Source organism: Klebsiella sp. A52 (assembly GCF_018388785.1).
Lineage (GTDB): Bacteria > Pseudomonadota > Gammaproteobacteria > Enterobacterales > Enterobacteriaceae > Klebsiella > Klebsiella aerogenes.
On record NZ_CP074437.1, the window covers coordinates 711,409 to 731,658 of the forward strand.

The 20,250-nt window shown below is 54.5% G+C and carries 14 protein-coding genes, 1 tRNA gene and 3 rRNA genes; 8 read left to right on the plus strand and 10 right to left on the minus strand.

From position 1 onward, the window contains the following. The first annotated feature begins 1 nt into the window (after position 1). The 4 genes from KGA69_RS03290 (at position 2) to trpS (ending at position 2,840) form a co-directional block, all read left to right on the plus strand. Entirely contained in the window at positions 2 to 406 is a 405-nt protein-coding gene (locus KGA69_RS03290; protein WP_049061341.1) for a DMT family transporter, read from the plus strand. A 17-nt stretch (positions 407 to 423) separates the two neighbouring features. After that, entirely contained in the window at positions 424 to 753 is a 330-nt protein-coding gene (locus KGA69_RS03295; RefSeq protein WP_004204123.1) for a DMT family transporter, read from the plus strand. 240 nt (positions 754 to 993) lie between these two features. Then, the gene (locus KGA69_RS03300; RefSeq protein ID WP_223683747.1) at positions 994 to 1,557 is read left to right on the plus strand and encodes a hypothetical protein; all 564 of its coding nucleotides are present in this window, start codon (positions 994 to 996) and stop codon (positions 1,555 to 1,557) included. A gap of 275 nt (positions 1,558 to 1,832) precedes the next feature. After that, positions 1,833 to 2,840, plus strand: coding sequence for a tryptophan--tRNA ligase (trpS, locus tag KGA69_RS03305; protein WP_213292805.1), 1,008 nt, complete (start codon positions 1,833 to 1,835; stop codon positions 2,838 to 2,840). Positions 2,841 to 2,885: 45 nt separating this feature from the next. Here trpS and KGA69_RS03310 read toward each other — a convergent pair whose 3' ends face one another. After that, the gene (locus KGA69_RS03310; RefSeq protein ID WP_045395430.1) at positions 2,886 to 4,280 is read right to left on the minus strand and encodes a diguanylate cyclase; all 1,395 of its coding nucleotides are present in this window, start codon (positions 4,278 to 4,280) and stop codon (positions 2,886 to 2,888) included. Positions 4,281 to 4,652: 372 nt separating this feature from the next. Here KGA69_RS03310 and KGA69_RS03315 point away from each other — a divergent pair, with 372 nt between their 5' ends. The 3 genes from KGA69_RS03315 to KGA69_RS03325 are packed head-to-tail and all read left to right on the plus strand — an operon-like array spanning position 4,653 to position 9,597. Then, the gene (locus KGA69_RS03315; RefSeq protein WP_213292806.1) at positions 4,653 to 5,717 is read left to right on the plus strand and encodes an HlyD family secretion protein; all 1,065 of its coding nucleotides are present in this window, start codon (positions 4,653 to 4,655) and stop codon (positions 5,715 to 5,717) included. Then, on the plus strand, positions 5,714 to 8,473 hold the full coding sequence (gene rbbA, locus KGA69_RS03320) for a ribosome-associated ATPase/putative transporter RbbA (protein WP_213292807.1): 2,760 nt from the start codon (positions 5,714 to 5,716) through the stop codon (positions 8,471 to 8,473). Before KGA69_RS03315 ends, rbbA begins: the two co-directional genes overlap by 4 nt. Beyond that, positions 8,473 to 9,597 (plus strand): ABC transporter permease, encoded by a 1,125-nt coding sequence (locus KGA69_RS03325; protein WP_047043805.1) that lies wholly within the window; start codon positions 8,473 to 8,475, stop codon positions 9,595 to 9,597. The genes rbbA and KGA69_RS03325 overlap by 1 nt, the downstream gene beginning before the upstream one ends. A 27-nt stretch (positions 9,598 to 9,624) precedes the next feature. Here the strand turns inward: KGA69_RS03325 and KGA69_RS03330 are convergent, their stop codons facing one another. The 6 genes from KGA69_RS03330 to KGA69_RS03355 form a co-directional block, all read right to left on the minus strand. Beyond that, the gene (locus tag KGA69_RS03330; RefSeq protein WP_020079735.1) at positions 9,625 to 9,942 is read right to left on the minus strand and encodes a hypothetical protein; all 318 of its coding nucleotides are present in this window, start codon (positions 9,940 to 9,942) and stop codon (positions 9,625 to 9,627) included. A gap of 324 nt (positions 9,943 to 10,266) precedes the next feature. Then, positions 10,267 to 10,542: a DUF2574 family protein gene (locus KGA69_RS03335; RefSeq protein ID WP_020079736.1), complete on the minus strand. Its 276-nt coding sequence runs from the start codon at positions 10,540 to 10,542 to the stop codon at positions 10,267 to 10,269. Between the two features lie 334 nt (positions 10,543 to 10,876). Beyond that, a 5S ribosomal RNA gene (gene rrf, locus KGA69_RS03340) occupies positions 10,877 to 10,992 on the minus strand. 96 nt (positions 10,993 to 11,088) lie between these two features. Continuing rightward, positions 11,089 to 13,993, minus strand: a 23S ribosomal RNA gene (locus KGA69_RS03345). Positions 13,994 to 14,175: 182 nt separating this feature from the next. Continuing rightward, a tRNA-Glu gene (locus tag KGA69_RS03350) sits at positions 14,176 to 14,251 on the minus strand. Positions 14,252 to 14,336: 85 nt separating this feature from the next. Then, a 16S ribosomal RNA gene (locus tag KGA69_RS03355) occupies positions 14,337 to 15,876 on the minus strand. Together the 16S, 23S and 5S rRNA genes with 1 tRNA gene alongside form the textbook arrangement of a ribosomal RNA operon. Before the next feature lie 592 nt (positions 15,877 to 16,468). Between KGA69_RS03355 and KGA69_RS03360 the strand changes: the two genes are divergently transcribed. Beyond that, positions 16,469 to 17,590: a ribosomal protein uL16 3-hydroxylase gene (locus KGA69_RS03360; protein ID WP_045394793.1), complete on the plus strand. Its 1,122-nt coding sequence runs from the start codon at positions 16,469 to 16,471 to the stop codon at positions 17,588 to 17,590. 92 nt (positions 17,591 to 17,682) lie between these two features. Here KGA69_RS03360 and KGA69_RS03365 read toward each other — a convergent pair whose 3' ends face one another. The 3 genes from KGA69_RS03365 to cusR all read right to left on the minus strand — a co-directional run bounded on the left by KGA69_RS03365 (position 17,683) and on the right by cusR (position 20,228). After that, positions 17,683 to 18,003, minus strand: a complete 321-nt coding sequence (locus KGA69_RS03365; protein WP_045394792.1) for a hypothetical protein — start codon at positions 18,001 to 18,003, stop codon at positions 17,683 to 17,685. Between the two features lie 109 nt (positions 18,004 to 18,112). After that, complete coding sequence (locus KGA69_RS03370; protein WP_047078540.1) at positions 18,113 to 19,555, minus strand: Cu(+)/Ag(+) sensor histidine kinase; 1,443 nt, start codon at positions 19,553 to 19,555, stop codon at positions 18,113 to 18,115. Continuing rightward, on the minus strand, positions 19,545 to 20,228 hold the full coding sequence (gene cusR / locus KGA69_RS03375) for a copper response regulator transcription factor CusR (RefSeq protein ID WP_047046104.1): 684 nt from the start codon (positions 20,226 to 20,228) through the stop codon (positions 19,545 to 19,547). The genes KGA69_RS03370 and cusR overlap by 11 nt, the downstream gene beginning before the upstream one ends. Between the last annotated feature and the right edge of the window lie 22 nt (positions 20,229 to 20,250).

Genomic DNA, 20,250 nt, shown 5'->3' on the forward strand with positions numbered 1-20,250 from the left:
GATGTCTTCGAAAACAAAATGCTGGTTATGGATGCTGCTGGTTATCCTCTCCGAAACCTCGGCAACCTCGACGTTAAAAATGTTCGGTAGCAGCGAAGGCAGCAGCAAAATGCTGTTGCTCGTACTGCTGATTGCGCTCTACTGCACCTGCTATTACTCGCTCTCAAGGGCGGTGAAAGATATCCCGGTCGGCCTGGCGTACGCCACCTGGTCCGGCACCGGTATCCTGGTGGTTTCGACGCTGGGAATGGCATTCTACGGCCAGCACCCGGATACCGCCGCCATCATCGGCATGGCGGTGATCGCCAGCGGCATCGTTATCATGAACCTGTTCTCGAAAATGGGTTCCGAAGAGAGCGAAGAACCCGCGCCAGTCGCCTCCATGGATAAGAAAATCGCCAACTAACAGGAAAGGAATACCCTATGTTTAATCTCGGATTTTTATGGCTGGCGCTGTCTATCGGCTCCGAAATCACCGGCACCTCGATGATCAAAAAAACCAACGGCTTCAGCAAGCTGGCGCCTTCAGTGCTGGTGGTCTGCGCCTACGGCCTGTGCTACTTCGCCCTCACCCGCGCGATGAGCACCATTCCGGTGGGCGTAGCCTACTCGCTGTGGTGCGGCTTCGGTATCGTCGGCGTGACGATCTGCTCCATGATCCTCTATAAGCAGAAGCCGGACCTGGCGGCCATTATCGCCATGGCGCTGATTATCTCCGGCGGCGTGATCATGAACGTCTTCTCGACCATGTAACAACGGTTTGTTTATCTTGCCGGGCGGCGGCTACGCCTTGCCCGGCTCATTCACCATGCTGGGTGAGAGCCGTGATTTACATGGACATCGCCTCGGCATTTGTCGGTAGCGCGATTCCGGGCACCATCAGGCCCCTCAGAATATGACATAATCAGGGAAGTATCTTTTGGCTTAATTCAATCGCTTCCATTCACTGGGCTCCATTGCTCCACAATGATGAAATATATTAAGAAGAGCCTCGTGTTGAGCGCTATCATCAAGAAAAAACTGGCAACCAGCGATCTGCAACACCTGGAACAACTAAAGGATCGGTTAAAAAGCCGATTCGGCGCGGCGCCTGGTATACACATGGCCGGTATTCCTATCGCGATCAGCATGATACTTGCTATCTTTTGCTACGCGATGCCCCAGGTTTATGTATGGATGCTACTCTTTCGCTGGTTAGGAATACCTGAATACAAAGTACTGATGGGCGTTTTTTTTGCAGCGATCGTATATTGCGTAGTTATCATGACTACAACGTTACTGACTGCTCGAGGCTCTTTAAACGGATATAAATTACATCTGATTATTATCACGATGACAGGAATAACTAGCATTATCTACTTTATCGGTTCCTGGTTTTCATTTTTATTCGGCACGGTAGACAATTATACGCCACAGATAACATCTGCTTTAGGTTTGATGTTTTTCTGCCTGAATATCATGTGGATGAATTCATCATCATTTTACCAGTCGATCGTCTTGACGTTACATAACCGCGTATGGCGTAAGCAATTGAAAATTGAAGAACAGCATATGTGATCCTCCCAGTCAGAGGTACCAAATTCAGCAAAACCTGCTTACGAGCAGGATTTCAGATTGCTGAGTAATACTTTGTACGCAACAGGTTTACCCCGCCGTGATTTCGTGGCAGGATAAAAAGATGAACAGAAACGTTATCGTTACCTACCCCCGTCGTTGGTGGCTGCCTGCATAACAGGCGGCACGATACACGTTTCCATTTTCAAAGCCGCCGGAAGGCGGCTTTGTTATTTTCAGGACGTCTTTCGGCTGAACAGTCTGATAAGGAGTCCCTGATGAACCATCCACAAACCATCCTCACCGGCGACCGCCCGACCGGCCAACTACATCTTGGCCACTACGTCGGCTCGCTGCGCCAGCGCGTCGCGCTGCAGCACGACCACCAGCAGTTTATCCTGATCGCCGACCTGCAAGGGCTCACCGATAACGGCAGCAACCCGCAAAAAATCAGCCACCATATCCTCGAAGTCATGGCCGATTATCTGGCCGTCGGCATCGACCCCAGGCTCACCACTATTTGCCTGCAGTCCGCTCTGCCCGCGCTGGCGGAGCTCAGCGCGCTGTATATGAATATCGTCACCGTCGCCCGCGTGGAACGTAATCCGACGGTAAAAAATGAGATTGCCCAGAAGGGATTTGCCCGCTCGCTGCCGGTTGGCTTTCTCGCCTATCCGATTAGCCAGGCCGCCGATATCACCGCCTTCAAGGCCGAGCTGGTGCCGGTGGGCGACGATCAGCTACCGATGATTGAGCAGACCAACGAAATCGTCCACAAAATGAATAGCCTCACCGGCGAACCGGTACTGCGCCACTGCAAAGCGCTACTCAGCGAAGTGAGCCGCCTGCCGGGCGTCGACGGTAATGCCAAAATGTCGAAATCGCTGGGCAATACGCTGACGTTATCGGCCAGTGAAGAGGAGATTCACCGCGCGGTCAGCGCGATGTATACCGACCCGACACACCTGAGAGTCAGCGATCCGGGGCATGTCGACGGCAACGTGGTGTTCACCTATCTAGACGCTTTCCATAGCGATAAGGCGCTGGTTGCTGAGATGAAAGCCCACTATCAACGCGGCGGGCTGAGCGATCGCCAGTGTAAGAATGAACTGGAAACCTGCTTGCAGGAGCTACTGGCGCCGATCCGCGAACGCCGGGCCACTTACAGTCAGGATAAAGGAATGCTGCTGGAATTGTTGCGCCAGGGCAGCGAACGCGCCCACCAGCTCACGCAGCGGACGCTGCATGAAGTGAAGCGCGGGCTGGGGCTGCCGGTGCTGTTCTGAGCTTCAGAGCCCTGCCCCGGTCGCGCTACGCTGCCGGGGCTCGTTTTACACCCTGCCTTTATGCATCTTCACGCAGTTGCGCCCTTCGCGTTTGGCGGCGTACAGCGCATTATCGGCATCGCGCAACAGCAGGTTGTAATCGGGATGGCCGGAGTGCACGGCATAGCCAATGCTGGCGGTGATTGGGATCTGCGTATCGCCGCCAACGTTAAACGCCAGTTGGCTAATTTTTTTCCGCAGGCGGTCGAGGATGGTAAACGCCTCTGACACGCCGGTCTCCACCAGCACCAGCAGAAACTCTTCCCCGCCGTAGCGGAAGATATAGTCGCTGGAACGGATATTGTCGCTGAGCAGTTCCGCGACATGTTTAATCGCCCGGTCGCCCACCATATGGCCCCAGTTATCGTTAATGCCTTTGAAATGATCGATGTCGACGATCGCCACCGTCATCGGCAACTCATGCTCCATCGCCAGCGTCACTTCATGCTTGAGCACCACCGGCAAATAGCGGCGGTTAAGCAGGCTGGTTAATGCATCTTTGCCGTTTTGCATCTGCGACAGGCTGCTAAAAATTACGCCCAGTTGGCTGCCGATTTGCTGGCAATGAATATGGATCCCCTGAATCAGGTTTTGTGTATTTTTATAATCCATGGCAGAGGCTGATGCCCGCCATCCTATTAATAAGTCGTCGACCTGCGAAATTAATGCGGCGATTTCGTCCATCTGGCTATTTTTGTTAAAATAGCGCACGCATTTATGGCGGAACCAGAGACCAAATTCCGATTCAGATAATAACGTAGCGTTAGTATGCGCTTTATTTTCGCTAACAATATTAAAAATTGCCGTATTTTCCCAACCGGAAAGCGCCGCCTGCTGTTTGCCATATTCCATCGGGACATTGTCCATCAAACTATACAGGCGATAAGCCTCTTCGTTTTTGGTCGCCCGATAGTGCGATAAGGTATAGGCATGGCACATCATCTCAACGGCCATATTAATCGCCATAATAGCGTAATAGATGGCATCGACGGCAATCTGGCGGTCGTTAACGTGGCTGCGGATATACTCAATAAGCCCGGCCTTAATTTGCCGGGCGCCGCGCAGCACCGCCTCCGCCGGGATACCGATCCGCGCGTGGATGCTGCCAATCTGATATTGCCGTTCCGCCAGCGCCGGCAACTGCGCTTTGTCGCTGGTCAGGATCTCCTTCACCCATAGCGCCAGCGAGCGGCTCAGTCTTTCCTGAACTAAATCATAAGTCAGGTGGCGGGCAATATCCGGATCCTGAAAAATAAAATCATAAAACCGGGCCGCTAACGCTTCCGATTGCTCCTCTGCGATATTTTTAAGTACCTCCTTAACGGCTGGCGTCAGGCTGTCATACAGCGGTAGCCACTCCTTAAAAATAACAGAGATATATTTTTTGCTTTCATCGTTCATGAATAAAGCGCTCGCCGGGCGTTAGTCTATTTCGGGGGTGCCGATCATACATGAGTTGCCGCAGGTCAACCAGACGAAGAAAATCATAGGGATAGCGTATTTCTCAGTCATTATAGCGAGGGGGTCGCAATTCCATAGTTTATATATGGACTTTGACGCTACCGATGTTAGTATCCAGATTATAAATATGCGTGTTTCATTTAAGGCCAGGATTGCTGATGATGACCACTCTAAAAGCACATCTTCCCCACCGGTTGGCAACGTAACAGGATTTTGCGCCGGACGGCCTTATCTCCCTTTTGTTTTATCGTCCCGCCGGGCGAAATAGCGAAACGCGCACCACTCAGCAATATGGAACAGAGCGAGTCGCGTATGGACAAGAACAAACGACGTTGGACCGGGTATATCGTAGTTGCAGCGGTGGTCATCGCCGCCGCATGGTGGATGTTGCGCCAGGCTGGGCTACCGCCGGGCTTCGCCGCCAGTAATGGCCGCATCGAGGCGACGGAAGTCGATATCGCCACCAAAATTGCCGGGCGTATCGAGACGATTCTGGTCAAAGAGGGGCAGTTCGTCCATAAAGGCGATGTGCTGGCGCGGATGGATACGCGGGTACTTAACGAGCAGCGCCTCGAAGCCGCCGCGCAAATCAAAGAAGCGCAAAGCGCGGTTGCCGCCGCCAACGCGTTACTCGACCAGCGGCAGAGCGAAATGCGCGCCACCGAAGCGGTGGTGAAACAGCGCCAGGCGGAGCTAGACTCCACCGCTAAACGTCACGTCCGTTCCAGCACTCTTTCACAGCGCGGCGCCGTCTCCGCTCAGCAGCTGGATGACGATCGCGCGGCCGCTGAAAGCGCCCGCGCGGCGCTGGAATCGGCGAAAGCGCAGGTCTCCGCCGCCCGCGCCGCCATCGAGGCTGCCCGCACCAGCATCATCCAGGCTAAAACCCGCGTTGAAGCCGCCGAAGCCACCGAGCGGCGGATCCTCGCCGATATTGACGATAGCCAGCTGAAAGCGCCGCGCGACGGCCGCATCCAGTACCGCGTCGCCGAACCAGGCGAAGTGCTGGCCGCCGGGGGGCGGGTATTAAACATGGTCGACCTGGCAGACGTCTATATGACCTTCTTCCTGCCAACGGAACAGGCGGGTCTCCTGGCGCTCGGCAGTGAAGCGCGCTTGATCCTGGATGCCGCGCCAGATCTAGTGATCCCGGCAAATATTAGCTTTGTCGCCAGCGTCGCGCAATTCACCCCAAAAACGGTAGAAACCAGCGACGAGCGGCTCAAGCTGATGTTCCGCGTCAAGGCGCGCATTCCGCCAGAGCTGCTGGAACAGCATCTGGAATATGTCAAAACCGGCCTGCCTGGGATGGCCTGGGTACGACTGGATAAGCAGAAAAGCTGGCCTGAAGCGCTGACGGTGAGGTTGCCGCAATGAAACTCACGCCGCAGGATACTTCGCCTCCCGTCGCCCTGCTGGAAAACGTTGGCCAGCAGTTTGGCGCCACCATCGCGTTGCGCGATATCAACCTGGCGATCCCGGCGCGGCGTATGGTTGGCCTGATTGGCCCGGACGGGGTCGGCAAATCAAGCCTGCTCTCGCTTATCGCCGGGGCGCGGGCCATCGAGCAGGGTAACGTGATGGTGCTCGGCGGCGATATGCGCGACGTTCATCACCGCCAGCAGGTATGCCCGAAAATCGCCTGGATGCCGCAGGGCCTGGGGAAAAACCTCTACCATACGTTATCGGTCTATGAAAACGTCGACTTCTTCGCCCGCCTGTTTGGTCATGATAAAGCCGAGCGTGAACTACGCATCAACGAACTGCTGCAGAGCACCGGGCTGGCGCCGTTTCGCGATCGCCCTGCCGGTAAACTCTCCGGTGGAATGAAACAAAAGCTCGGGCTGTGCTGTGCGTTGATCCACGACCCGCAGCTACTCATCCTTGATGAACCGACTACCGGCGTCGACCCGCTCTCCCGCGCGCAGTTCTGGGATCTAATCGACAGCATTCGCCAGCGCCAGCCGGAAATGAGCGTACTGGTCGCTACCGCCTACATGGAAGAGGCCGAGCGCTTCGACTGGCTGGTGGCGATGAACGCTGGCGAGATACTGGCGACCGGTAGCGCGGCGGCGCTCAAAAAACAGACCGGCAGCCAGACCCTGGAGCAGGCGTTTATCGCCCTGCTGCCGGAAGCGCAGCGCCTGGCGCATAAAGACGTGGTCATCCCGCCGCGCGACGGCAGCGAGGAAGAGATCGCCATTGAAGCGCGCGGCCTGACCATGCGCTTCGGCAACTTTGTCGCCGTCGACCACGTTAACTTTCGTATCGCCCGTGGCGAAATTTTTGGCTTCCTCGGCTCTAACGGCTGCGGCAAATCCACCACCATGAAAATGCTCACCGGCCTGTTGCCCGCCAGCGAAGGCGAGGCCTGGCTGTTTGGCCAACCGGTCGACCCGAAAGATATCGCCACCCGCCAGCGAGTGGGTTATATGTCGCAGGCTTTCTCGCTCTATAGCGAACTGAGCGTACGGCAAAACCTGGAGCTGCACGCCCGCTTGTTTCACATTCCGGATCATGAAATAGCCGGCCGGGTCGCTGAAATGAGCGAGCGTTTTATGTTGACCGAGGTTGAAGACGCGCTCCCCGCCGCTCTACCGCTGGGGATCCGCCAGCGCCTGTCATTAGCGGTCGCGGTAATTCATCGCCCGGAGATGCTGATCCTCGATGAACCCACCTCCGGCGTCGACCCGGTGGCGCGCGATATGTTCTGGCAACTGATGGTTGACCTGGCGCGGCAGGATCGCGTCACCATCTTCATCTCCACCCACTTTATGAATGAGGCGGAACGCTGCGATCGCATCTCGCTGATGCACGCCGGCAAAGTGCTGGCCAGCGATACGCCGCAGGCGCTGGTTGAGCAACGTGGCTCCGCCAGCCTCGAAGAGGCGTTTATCGCCTGGCTGCAGGAGGCGGCGGATGCCACACAGCCGACCGTTTCTGCCTCTACAACGCCCGCGCCGCCTGCTGTCGCATCACACCACAAGAACGCGTCCCCACGCCAGTCATTCAGCCTGCGCCGCCTGTTTAGCTATAGCCGCCGCGAAGCGCTGGAACTGCGCCGCGATCCGGTGCGATCGACGCTGGCGCTGCTGGGAACGGTGATCCTGATGTTTATCATGGGCTATGGGATCAGCATGGATGTCGAGGATCTGCGCTTTGCCGTCCTCGACCGCGATCAAACGATCAGCAGCCAGAACTGGTCGCAGAACATTGCTGGCTCACGCTACTTTATCGAGCAGGCGCCACTGCAGAGTTATGACGAATTGGATCGTCGAATGCGTAACGGCGAGCTGGCGGTAGCGATAGAAATTCCGCCGAACTTTGGCCGCGATATCGCTCGCGGTACGCCGGTGCAGATTGGCGTGTGGGTGGACGGCGCAATGCCAAATCGCGCCGAAACGGTGCGCGGGTACGTGCAGGCGATGCATCTGGCCTGGCTGCAGGAGATGGCCGGGCGGCAAAGTAGCCCGAATCGTGATACTTCGCTCATTTCCATCGAGACCCGCTATCGCTATAACCCGGACGTGAAGAGCCTGCCGGCCATCGTCCCGGCGGTGATCCCGCTGCTGCTGATGATGATCCCGGCGATGCTCAGCGCGCTGAGCGTGGTGCGGGAAAAAGAGCTTGGTTCGATCATCAACCTGTACGTGACGCCGACCACCCGCAGCGAATTCCTGCTCGGCAAACAGCTGCCTTACATCGTGCTGGGCATGTTTAACTTCTTTCTGCTGTGCGCGCTGTCGGTCTTCGTGTTTGGCGTTGCGCATAAGGGGAGTTTCCTGACCCTCACCCTGGCGGCGCTGCTGTATGTCACCATCGCCACCGGGCTGGGATTGCTGATCTCGACATTTATGAAGAGCCAAATCGCCGCCATTTTCGGTACCGCGATTATTACGCTGATTCCGGCCACCCAATTCTCCGGGATGATCGACCCGGTGGCGTCTCTGGAGGGGCCAGGTCGCTGGATCGGACAAATCTACCCGACCAGCCATTTCCTGACCATCGCCCGCGGTACCTTCTCCAAGGCGCTGAATATTAGTGATTTGTGGTTTTCGTTCATTCCACTATTGATTGCGGTGCCGCTGGTGCTCGGGCTGAGCGTGTTGCTGCTGAAGAAACAGGAGGGATGATGCGCGGATTACGCAATATTTATAACCTCGGCATCAAAGAGCTGCGCAGCCTGCTCGGCGATAAAGCGATGCTGGCGCTGATCGTGTTTGCTTTTACCGTGTCGGTTTACTCCTCGGCCACGGTAATGCCCGGCTCTCTACACCTGGCGCCTATCGCTATTGCCGATATGGATAAATCACAGCTCTCATCGCGGATCATTAACGGCTTTTATCGGCCATGGTTTTTAACGCCGGAGTTGATCAGCGCCGATGAAATGGATGCCGGGCTGGATGCCGGACGATACACATTCGCCATTAATATTCCGCCAAACTTCCAGCGCGATGTGCTAGCCGGTCGTCAGCCGGAGGTGCAGGTCAACGTCGACGCCACGCGAATGAGCCAGGCCTTTACCGGCAACGGCTATATCCAGAATATTATCAGCGGTGAAGTGAACAGCTTTGTTGCCCGCTATCGCGACAACAGTACGCTGCCGGTGGAGCTGGCGGTGAGGATGCGCTTTAACCCTAACCTTGAACAAGAGCGCTTCGGCGCGGTGATGGCGATTATCAACAACATCACCATGCTGGCCATTGTCCTCACCGGTTCGGCGCTTATCCGCGAGCGAGAGCACGGCACCATTGAGCACCTACTGGTGATGCCGGTAACGCCGTTTGAGATAATGATGGCCAAGATATGGTCGATGGGGCTAGTGGTACTGGTTGTCTCCGGGCTGTCGCTACTGCTGATGGTGCAGGGAATTTTGCAGGTACCGATTGAGGGGTCGATCCCGCTGTTTATGCTGGGGGTAGCGCTCAGCCTGTTCGCCACCACCTCCATCGGCATTTTTATGGGCACGCTCGCCCGTTCTATGCCGCAACTGGGGCTACTGATGATCCTGGTGCTGCTGCCGCTGCAGATGCTCTCCGGCGGATCCACGCCACGGGAGAGTATGCCGCAGCTGGTTCAGGACATTATGTTGACCATGCCAACCACCCACTTCGTCAGCCTCGCGCAGGCGATACTGTACCGCGGCGCCAGCTTTGCCATCGTCTGGCCGCAGTTTTTAATTTTGTTCGCTATCGGCAGCGCTTTCTTTACCATTGCGCTGCTGCGTTTTCGCAAGACAATTGGTGAGATGGCATAAACCTGAACCAGGCGCTGCGCCGATGGCTTATTTTTGACGATTCATAAAGCGGCGTAACCCCCAGGTGAAGGCCATCGCCATACTGAAAAGGATGAATAACAGCACAATCCAGCTGATAGAAATGCGCAGCAACGTGCCCGGCGTCATAAATGGCTGAAGATAAACAGTGAAAGAGTGGGCTGGCGATTTTCCCAGCAGTTGATAGGCGCTATCGGTAAGCCACACGCCAACCCGGCAGAACAGCCAGATAATCGCCGGCCAGCAGAGCAGAACCAGAAAGGTAAAGCGCTCCTGAATGTAAGTAACGATCTGGCGCAGCGGCGGCCAGTTAAGCAGGATTTTCATTTATATTCTCATATTGCCAGCCGATGACCTGCAACATTCATCGCAAGGCATTCCGGGCAGCGTCCGTACAGGCAATCTACCCTATTTGTATATCAAATTTACCGTCACTTAAACCAGATCAAGTTAACAAAGTGTTAATGATGTATCGCATCAATCCCAAAAAGAGCGGAAAACCCTGTCGTTCATGGAAATAAGCGGGGGGAGAAGTATTAAGCGGCGGGAATAAATTTTCAAGCCCACAAATGGCTGATTTTTATGGCTGATAGCAGCGCGCCATTATTTCGCCGCTGGGCAATATAATGGCGCGGAAATATAAGTGGGTGATTAATCGTAGCTGCTGATAATTATTTTCCTGTTCGCATCATTCGGTAAATTCACCGTTTGGGTAACCACCCCATGAGAAGGGACTGCCATATTTTGCGTGTTAATGAGGTAAGTATTTTGCCCGCAACGCTGTTGAGCTTTTTCATTAATGATATTGGTACTGCAGGTAGGTGTCGCCACACGCCCGGAGATGGTTAATGTAGCGGTATCAGCAGCGAATGCAGGCAAGCTCAATCCATAAGCTAATGTCAGAATCCCAATTAGCGGTTTTTTCATTGAATTTATAACCAGTTAACAGGATGAGAAATAAGCGATTTGCTTTCTATTTTTCTCCCTCAGGAGAAGTGATGCGTTGATGTCATCACGCAGGAAAGATAATCCATATAATTAATAAGGACAATTATACTGAGAGCTATTAGTGTGATAGGTATTACTGATGTTAGCGGACCAGGCGGCTGGGCAGGGTGTTTCCCCGGAGGCGGTGTAGCCCGGGGAAGGAGCGGTAGCCCCGGTAAGCGCAGCGCCACCGGGGAAGACGGCGGCGCGTCTGGCCGCAAAACACAAAAACAAAAGGCCCAGTCTTCCGACTGAGCCTTTCGTTCTATTTGATGCCTGGCAGTTCCCTACTCTCACATGGGGAGACCCCACACTACCATCGGCGCTACGGCGTTTCACTTCTGAGTTCGGCATGGGGTCAGGTGGGACCACCGCGCTATCGCCGCCAGGCAAATTCTGTTTTACCAGCCCGTCTTATCGACGCACTGATTAATCTGTATCACGCTGAAAATCATCTCAAATCCGCCAAAACAGCTTCGGCGTTGTAAGGTTAAGCCTCACGGTTCATTAGTATCGGTTAGCTCAACGTATCGCTACGCTTACACACCCGACCTATCAACGTCATCGTCTTTAACGTTCCTTCAGGAGACTTAAAGTCTCAGGGAGAACTCATCTCGGGGCAAGTTTCGTGCTTAGATGCTTTCAGCACTTATCTCTTCCGCATTTAGCTACCGGGCAATGCCATTGGCATGACAACCCGAACACCAGTGATGCGTCCACTCCGGTCCTCTCGTACTAGGAGCAGCCCCCCTCAATTCTCCAGCGCCCACGGCAGATAGGGACCGAACTGTCTCACGACGTTCTAAACCCAGCTCGCGTACCACTTTAAATGGCGAACAGCCATACCCTTGGGACCTACTTCAGCCCCAGGATGTGATGAGCCGACATCGAGGTGCCAAACACCGCCGTCGATATGAACTCTTGGGCGGTATCAGCCTGTTATCCCCGGAGTACCTTTTATCCGTTGAGCGATGGCCCTTCCATTCAGAACCACCGGATCACTATGACCTGCTTTCGCACCTGCTCGCGCCGTCACGCTCGCAGTCAAGCTAGCTTATGCCATTGCACTAACCTCCTGATGTCCGACCAGGATTAGCTAACCTTCGTGCTCCTCCGTTACTCTTTGGGAGGAGACCGCCCCAGTCAAACTACCCACCAGACACTGTCCGCAACCCCGATAAGGGGCCAACGTTAGAACATCAAACATTAAAGGGTGGTATTTCAAGGTTGGCTCCACGCAGACTGGCGTCCACGCTTCAAAGCCTCCCACCTATCCTACACATCAAGGCTCAATGTTCAGTGTCAAGCTATAGTAAAGGTTCACGGGGTCTTTCCGTCTTGCCGCGGGTACACTGCATCTTCACAGCGAGTTCAATTTCACTGAGTCTCGGGTGGAGACAGCCTGGCCATCATTACGCCATTCGTGCAGGTCGGAACTTACCCGACAAGGAATTTCGCTACCTTAGGACCGTTATAGTTACGGCCGCCGTTTACCGGGGCTTCGATCAAGAGCTTCTCCTTACGGATAACCCCATCAATTAACCTTCCGGCACCGGGCAGGCGTCACACCGTATACGTCCACTTTCGTGTTTGCACAGTGCTGTGTTTTTAATAAACAGTTGCAGCCAGCTGGTATCTTCGACTGATTTCAGCTCCACCCGCAGGGGCTTCACCTACATATCAGCGTGCCTTCTCCCGAAGTTACGGCACCATTTTGCCTAGTTCCTTCACCCGAGTTCTCTCAAGCGCCTTGGTATTCTCTACCTGACCACCTGTGTCGGTTTGGGGTACGATTTGATGTTACCTGATGCTTAGAGGCTTTTCCTGGAAGCAGGGCATTTGTTACTTCAGCACCGTAGTGCCTCGTCATCACACCTCAGCGTTAATAAGGTACCGGATTTACCTGGAACCTCCGCCTACATGCTTAAACCGGGACAACCGTCGCCCGGCTAACATAGCCTTCTCCGTCCCCCCTTCGCAGTAACACCAAGTACAGGAATATTAACCTGTTTCCCATCGACTACGCCTTTCGGCCTCGCCTTAGGGGTCGACTCACCCTGCCCCGATTAACGTTGGACAGGAACCCTTGGTCTTCCGGCGTGCGGGCTTTTCACCCGCATTATCGTTACTTATGTCAGCATTCGCACTTCTGATACCTCCAGCAACCCTCACAGGCCACCTTCGCAGGCTTACAGAACGCTCCCCTACCCAACAACACATAGTGTCGCTGCCGCAGCTTCGGTGCACAGTTTAGCCCCGTTACATCTTCCGCGCAGGCCGACTCGACCAGTGAGCTATTACGCTTTCTTTAAATGATGGCTGCTTCTAAGCCAACATCCTGGCTGTCTGTGCCTTCCCACATCGTTTCCCACTTAACTGTGACTTTGGGACCTTAGCTGGCGGTCTGGGTTGTTTCCCTCTTCACGACGGACGTTAGCACCCGCCGTGTGTCTCCCGTGATAACATTCTTCGGTATTCGTAGTTTGCATCGGGTTGGTAAGTCGGGATGACCCCCTAGCCGAAACAGTGCTCTACCCCCGAAGATGAGTTCACGAGGCGCTACCTAAATAGCTTTCGGGGAGAACCAGCTATCTCCCGGTTTGATTGGCCTTTCACCCCCAGCCACAAGTCATCCGCTAATTTTTCAACATTAGTCGGTTCGGTCCTCCAGTTAGTGTTACCCAACCTTCAACCTGCCCATGGCTAGATCACCGGGTTTCGGGTCTATACCCTGCAACTTAACGCCCAGTTAAGACTCGGTTTCCCTGCGGCTCCCCTATACGGTTAACCTTGCTACAGAATATAAGTCGCTGACCCATTATACAAAAGGTACGCAGTCACACCCGAAGGTGCTCCCACTGCTTGTACGTACACGGTTTCAGGTTCTTTTTCACTCCCCTCGCCGGGGTTCTTTTCGCCTTTCCCTCACGGTACTGGTTCACTATCGGTCAGTCAGGAGTATTTAGCCTTGGAGGATGGTCCCCCCATATTCAGACAGGATACCACGTGTCCCGCCCTACTCTTCGAGTTCACAACCTGTGCATTTTGGTGTACGGGACTATCACCCTGTACCGTCGGACTTTCCAGACCGTTCCACTAACACACAAGCTGATTCAGACTCTGGGCTGCTCCCCGTTCGCTCGCCGCTACTGGGGGAATCTCGGTTGATTTCTTTTCCTCGGGGTACTTAGATGTTTCAGTTCCCCCGGTTCGCCTCGTTAACCTATGTATTCAGTTAACGATAGTGTGACGAATCACACTGGGTTTCCCCATTCGGACATCGCCGGCTGTAACGGTTCATATCACCTTACCGACGCTTTTCGCAGATTAGCACGTCCTTCATCGCCTCTGACTGCCAGGGCATCCACCGTGTACGCTTAGTCGCTTAACCTCACAACCCGAAGATGTTTCACTTCTGATTGCGAAAATTTGAGAGACTCGAACACACATTGACTGTGTGTCGTTTCAATTTTCAGCTTGATCCAGATTTTTAAAGAGCAAATATCTCAAACGTCACCCGAAGATGAGTTTTGAGATATGTCGGCGCGCGTCTTTCACTCACGAACCAGCAAGTGGCGTCCCCTAGGGGATTCGAACCCCTGTTACCGCCGTGAAAGGGCGGTGTCCTGGGCCTCTAGACGAAGGGGACACTGAAGTCTCAATCGCAAGACGCCTTGCTTCTTTACTTTCATCAGACAATCTGTGTGAGCACTACAAAGGCAGGTTCTTTAAGGTAAGGAGGTGATCCAACCGCAGGTTCCCCTACGGTTACCTTGTTACGACTTCACCCCAGTCATGAATCACAAAGTGGTAAGCGCCCTCCCGAAGGTTAAGCTACCTACTTCTTTTGCAACCCACTCCCATGGTGTGACGGGCGGTGTGTACAAGGCCCGGGAACGTATTCACCGTAGCATTCTGATCTACGATTACTAGCGATTCCGACTTCATGGAGTCGAGTTGCAGACTCCAATCCGGACTACGACATACTTTATGAGGTCCGCTTGCTCTCGCGAGGTCGCTTCTCTTTGTATATGCCATTGTAGCACGTGTGTAGCCCTACTCGTAAGGGCCATGATGACTTGACGTCATCCCCACCTTCCTCCAGTTTATCACTGGCAGTCTCCTTTGAGTTCCCGGCCGGACCGCTGGCAACAAAGGATAAGGGTTGCGCTCGTTGCGGGACTTAACCCAACATTTCACAACACGAGCTGACGACAGCCATGCAGCACCTGTCTCAGAGTTCCCGAAGGCACCAAAGCATCTCTGCTAAGTTCTCTGGATGTCAAGAGTAGGTAAGGTTCTTCGCGTTGCATCGAATTAAACCACATGCTCCACCGCTTGTGCGGGCCCCCGTCAATTCATTTGAGTTTTAACCTTGCGGCCGTACTCCCCAGGCGGTCGACTTAACGCGTTAGCTCCGGAAGCCACGCCTCAAGGGCACAACCTCCAAGTCGACATCGTTTACGGCGTGGACTACCAGGGTATCTAATCCTGTTTGCTCCCCACGCTTTCGCACCTGAGCGTCAGTCTTTGTCCAGGGGGCCGCCTTCGCCACCGGTATTCCTCCAGATCTCTACGCATTTCACCGCTACACCTGGAATTCTACCCCCCTCTACAAGACTCTAGCCTGCCAGTTTCGAATGCAGTTCCCAGGTTGAGCCCGGGGATTTCACATCCGACTTGACAGACCGCCTGCGTGCGCTTTACGCCCAGTAATTCCGATTAACGCTTGCACCCTCCGTATTACCGCGGCTGCTGGCACGGAGTTAGCCGGTGCTTCTTCTGCGAGTAACGTCAATCGCTAAGGTTATTAACCTTAACGCCTTCCTCCTCGCTGAAAGTACTTTACAACCCGAAGGCCTTCTTCATACACGCGGCATGGCTGCATCAGGCTTGCGCCCATTGTGCAATATTCCCCACTGCTGCCTCCCGTAGGAGTCTGGACCGTGTCTCAGTTCCAGTGTGGCTGGTCATCCTCTCAGACCAGCTAGGGATCGTCGCCTAGGTGAGCCATTACCCCACCTACTAGCTAATCCCATCTGGGCACATCTGATGGCATGAGGCCCGAAGGTCCCCCACTTTGGTCTTGCGACGTTATGCGGTATTAGCTACCGTTTCCAGTAGTTATCCCCCTCCATCAGGCAGTTTCCCAGACATTACTCACCCGTCCGCCGCTCGTCACCCGAGAGCAAGCTCTCTGTGCTACCGCTCGACTTGCATGTGTTAGGCCTGCCGCCAGCGTTCAATCTGAGCCATGATCAAACTCTTCAATTTAAGTTTGATGCTCGTGAATTAAACTTCGTAATGAATTACGTATGTTCACTCAGAGACTTGGTATTCATTTTTCGTCCGAGGACGTTAAGAATCCATGTCACTTTGAGTGCCCACACAGATTGTCTGATAAATTTTTAAAGAGCAGTTGCGACGCGCTTTAGCGCTCTGTCGCGAGGTGGCGTATATTACGCTTTCCTCTTTCAGAGTCAACCCTGAATTTCAGAATTTTTCTCTTCAACCGAACCGGCTGTTTGTGTGAAGTGATTCACATTTGCCGTGTCAGTGGGAGCGCATTATAGGGAGCTGCTGAGATATAGCAAGCCTTAAAATACAAAAAACTTATCAAGCGCTCATTAATTAAACTTTTCACGTTTATCCTCGTTAAGACAGAACCGATAAAACCCAGTATTCATGCGGCCTGCAGCGCATTCTCTACCGAAACTACTTTTTTGCGAAAACGCGATTTTTCTCGTTCACCCACCGCCGCTATCACGCCAATGGTGAATTAAGCACCACTCTTGACCCATGACAAAGCGCTCAACTTCCTCTCCTTTCTATAATCAGAGCCGTTTCTTCCTATTGGTAATAATCTATGGCTTATCAACTCAACATTAACTGGCCCGAGTTTTTAGAGAAGTACTGGCAAAAGCAGCCGGTCGTATTAAAGAAGGCGTTTCCGAACTTCATCGACCCCATTACGCCAGACGAACTGGCCGGGTTAGCCATGGAGCCGGAAGTCGATAGCCGGCTGGTCAGCCTGGTTAACGGTAAATGGCAGGCCAGTAACGGTCCATTTGAGCATTTCGACGGGCTGGGCGAAAGCGGCTGGTCATTGCTGGCCCAGGCGGTAAACCACTGGCATATGCCGGCCGCCGAACTGGTGCGCCCGTTCCGCGTACTGCCTGACTGGCGTTTAGACGATCTGATGATCTCCTTCTCCGTCCCCGGCGGCGGTGTGGGCCCGCATATCGATCAGTATGACGTCTTTATTATTCAGGGCATGGGCAGCCGCCGCTGGCGCGTGGGCGATAAGCTGCCGATGCGTCAGTTCTGTCCGCATCCGGCACTGCTGCACGTCGATCCGTTCCCACCGATCATTGATGAAGATCTGGAGCCGGGCGACATCCTCTATATTCCACCGGGATTCCCGCACGACGGCGTGACCCACGAAACGGCACTGAACTACTCCGTCGGCTTCCGCGGGCCAAACGGCCGCGACCTGATCAGCAGCTTCGCCGACTATGTGCTGGAAAACGACCTCGGCGGCGAACACTACAGCGATCCTGATCTCACCTGCCGCGAGCATCCGGGCCGGGTTGAAGAGTATGAACTCGAACGTCTGCGCAACATGATGATCGACATGATTCGCCAACCCGAAGACTTCAAGCAGTGGTTCGGCAGTTTCGTCACCACGCCGCGTCACGAGCTGGACATTGCTCCGGCGGAACCGGCATATGAAGAAGCGGAAGTGGTCGATGCGCTGCTGGGCGGCGAAAAGCTTTCTCGCCTGAGCGGCCTGCGCGTTCTGCATATCGGCGACAGCTTCTTCGTACATAGCGAACAGCTGGATACCACCGATGCCGGAGCGCTGGATGCATTGTGCCGCTATACCTCATTAGGTCAAGAAGAGCTCGGCAGCGGCCTGAAAAATCCGGCATTCGTTAGCGAACTGACGCGCCTGATTAATCAGGGCTACTGGTACTTCGAAGAGTAAGAGAACGGCAATACTGCGGGCAGCCGCCTGGCGCTGCCCGCTATCTCTCAGACATTATCCAGACAACTCGCCCCCATCACCTCCACCACTGATTAGAGAGCTGGAATTTGTTGGCGATGCGCTTTTGCTTCCGCCTGATGGGCAAACGCCTGGCCATTATTCAGCGATTCATGAAATACCGCAGCCTGTTCATGTTCATTCATTTGTGAAAAAGAACGCGGCTGTTTCGGGGAGGCAAGATTGTCGCCCACCTGCGCAAGATGCCCCTGCGCCATCTGCTGATGGGCCGGCGACTGCCCGTTGTTCATCATCTCATGCGCCAACGCCGCGTTGTGATGGGTCATTTCCGCAGCATTCGCCACACTTGCTGCAAAAATAACGCTGATAGCCACGATAGTGCGTACTGTGTTCATTCTATTACTCCCTGAAGATTAACAAATAGTGAGTCATCAACAGGAAGGATAAAATAATGGCTCTGTCGCCAGCGTGACCGCATTATGACGAAGCCGTCAGATGAGGTCGTTATTGCGCATATTTTGGTAATACCACAATAAAACGCGTAGATCGTTGATCGGACTGCACCGCCACGCTACCGTGATGGGCGCTGACAATCGATTTTACAATCGCCAGACCGATACCGCTGCCCTCGCCTTTGCGCTGGCGTGACGGGTCGACGCGATAGAAACGGTCAAACAGGCGCGGCAAATGTTCAGCAGCAATCGGCGCGCCGGGGTTCTCCACCACCAGGCGAATCTTCTCGGCGCTTTCGCTCAACTGAATGGTCACCGCCTGTCCGGCCGGCGTATAGCGGATCGCGTTCGACAGCAGGTTACTGATTGCCCGCCGCAGCATCAGCGGGTCGCCAATCACCCGGCAGTGGCTACCGACAAAACGCAGCGCCACCTCTTTCTCTTCCGCCCACGCTTCAAAGAACTCAAACACCTTATTCACTTCCTCGGCCAGATCCAGCGCCCGTTGTTCAGGGATTAACTGGTTATTATCCGCCTGGGCGAGGAACAACATATCGCTGACCATCCGCGACATGCGCGAAAACTCTTCGAGATTGGAATAGAGCACCTCTTCCAGCTCCTGCTGGCTGCGGCTTTGGCTCAAGGCGATTTCGGTTTGCGTCACCAGGTTGGTAATCGGCGTACGGATTTCATGGGCGATATCGGCGGAGAAATTAGACTGGCGGGTAAAGACATCCTCTATCCGCTCCAGCATATGGTTAAACGACAGCGCCAGCCGTTCCAGCTCGATGGGCACCGCCTGTGGGTCAAGGCGTACATCGAGATCCCGCGAGGTAATATTCTGGATCTGGCGGCTGATCTGGCGAATCGGCTTATGCCCCTGATAGACCACAAACAGCACGATGGCGATAATCAACAGGCTGATTATCGACGCCGCGGAAATCAGCTTTGCTTTGAGCTCATTAATATAGTGCAGGTGAAAGTCGATCGATAAAGCCATCAGCAGATGCCAGGCCGGTTTACCGTCCGCCTGTTTGCCCAGCGGCAACATGATTAGCCGCCAGGAGCGGGTCTCCATTTGATGATTATCATGAACCATTTCCCGCGGCTGCGGGTCGGTCCATGAAATCACATTACCGTCGCGCAACTTCATCGCCAGCCCCGGCGTGCTCATAATATGGCTGAGTTCCGGGCCGTCTGGCGACTGAAACAGAATATTGCCCTCGGCATCATCCAGACAGATAAAGACGTTAGCGTAGCCGCCGATCACGTTTTTTAAGATCTCCAGCCGCCGCTCCTGCGGATAGTCGGCATGGTTGAGCACCGTCTCAAGCGTGGTACTGAGCTGCTTGAGGTCGTGAACGTCGCGCTCTTCAAAGTGAGCCTTCACCGAATGGATCATGATCCAGGTGAAGGCAAAGAAAGCGATGATGGTGGCGAGGCTGATAAAGAAGGTCAGCCGGGTGGCCAACGAAAAGGGGCGCTTAGCGGCCATCCGGCACCTCAAGCATATAGCCGACGCCGCGCACGGTCTGGATAAGCTTCGGCTCGAAGTCGTTATCGATTTTGGCGCGCAGCCGCTTCACCGCCACGTCGATGGCGTTAGTGTCGCTGTCGAAATTCATATCCCACACCTGCGACGCGATCAGCGAGCGGGGTAGCACCTCGCCCTGATGGCGCAAGAAGAACTCCAGCAGAGTGAATTCTTTACTGGTCAGGGTGATACGAGTCGCGCCGCGCATCACCTTGCGGCTGACCAAATCAACGCTGAGATCGGCCGCCTGAAACTGGCTTTCTACTATTACCGCCGCCCCGCGACGCAGCAGAGTACGTACCCGCGCCAGCAGTTCCGCAAAAGCAAAGGGCTTCACCAGATAGTCGTCGGCGCCCAGCTCCAGCCCCTTCACCCGATGCTCGATAGTGCCAAGCGCGGTGAGCAGCAGGATCGGCATCCCTTTATTGGCGGCGCGCAGCATGCGCACGATATCCCAGCCGTTGACGTCCGGCAGCATGATATCGAGGATCAGCAGATCGTAATCGCTGGTCATTGCCAGGTGATAACCGTTAAGGCCGTTGTCGGCCAGGTCGACGACGAATCCGGCTTCGGTAAGCCCTTTGGTCAGGTACTCCCCGGTTTTCTTCTCATCTTCGACAATCAAAATCTTCACGGCTGGCTCCTTCACGCGCGCT

Bases quoted from the DNA above. Each gene is read 5' to 3' on its own strand.
- KGA69_RS03335 (WP_020079736.1), bottom strand. From the start codon at position 10,542: ATGAAAAAACCGCTAATTGGGATTCTGACATTAGCTTATGGATTGAGC.
- KGA69_RS03325 (WP_047043805.1), top strand. From the start codon at position 8,473: ATGCGCGGATTACGCAATATTTATAACCTCGGCATCAAAGAGCTGCGC.
- KGA69_RS03295 (WP_004204123.1), top strand. From the start codon at position 424: ATGTTTAATCTCGGATTTTTATGGCTGGCGCTGTCTATCGGCTCCGAA.
- KGA69_RS03360 (WP_045394793.1), top strand. From the start codon at position 16,469: ATGGCTTATCAACTCAACATTAACTGGCCCGAGTTTTTAGAGAAGTAC.
- KGA69_RS03315 (WP_213292806.1), top strand. From the start codon at position 4,653: ATGGACAAGAACAAACGACGTTGGACCGGGTATATCGTAGTTGCAGCG.
- KGA69_RS03370 (WP_047078540.1), bottom strand. From the start codon at position 19,555: ATGGCCGCTAAGCGCCCCTTTTCGTTGGCCACCCGGCTGACCTTCTTT.
- KGA69_RS03365 (WP_045394792.1), bottom strand. From the start codon at position 18,003: ATGAACACAGTACGCACTATCGTGGCTATCAGCGTTATTTTTGCAGCA.
- KGA69_RS03290 (WP_049061341.1), top strand. From the start codon at position 2: ATGTCTTCGAAAACAAAATGCTGGTTATGGATGCTGCTGGTTATCCTC.
- rbbA (WP_213292807.1), top strand. From the start codon at position 5,714: ATGAAACTCACGCCGCAGGATACTTCGCCTCCCGTCGCCCTGCTGGAA.
- KGA69_RS03330 (WP_020079735.1), bottom strand. From the start codon at position 9,942: ATGAAAATCCTGCTTAACTGGCCGCCGCTGCGCCAGATCGTTACTTAC.
- KGA69_RS03310 (WP_045395430.1), bottom strand. From the start codon at position 4,280: ATGAACGATGAAAGCAAAAAATATATCTCTGTTATTTTTAAGGAGTGG.
- trpS (WP_213292805.1), top strand. From the start codon at position 1,833: ATGAACCATCCACAAACCATCCTCACCGGCGACCGCCCGACCGGCCAA.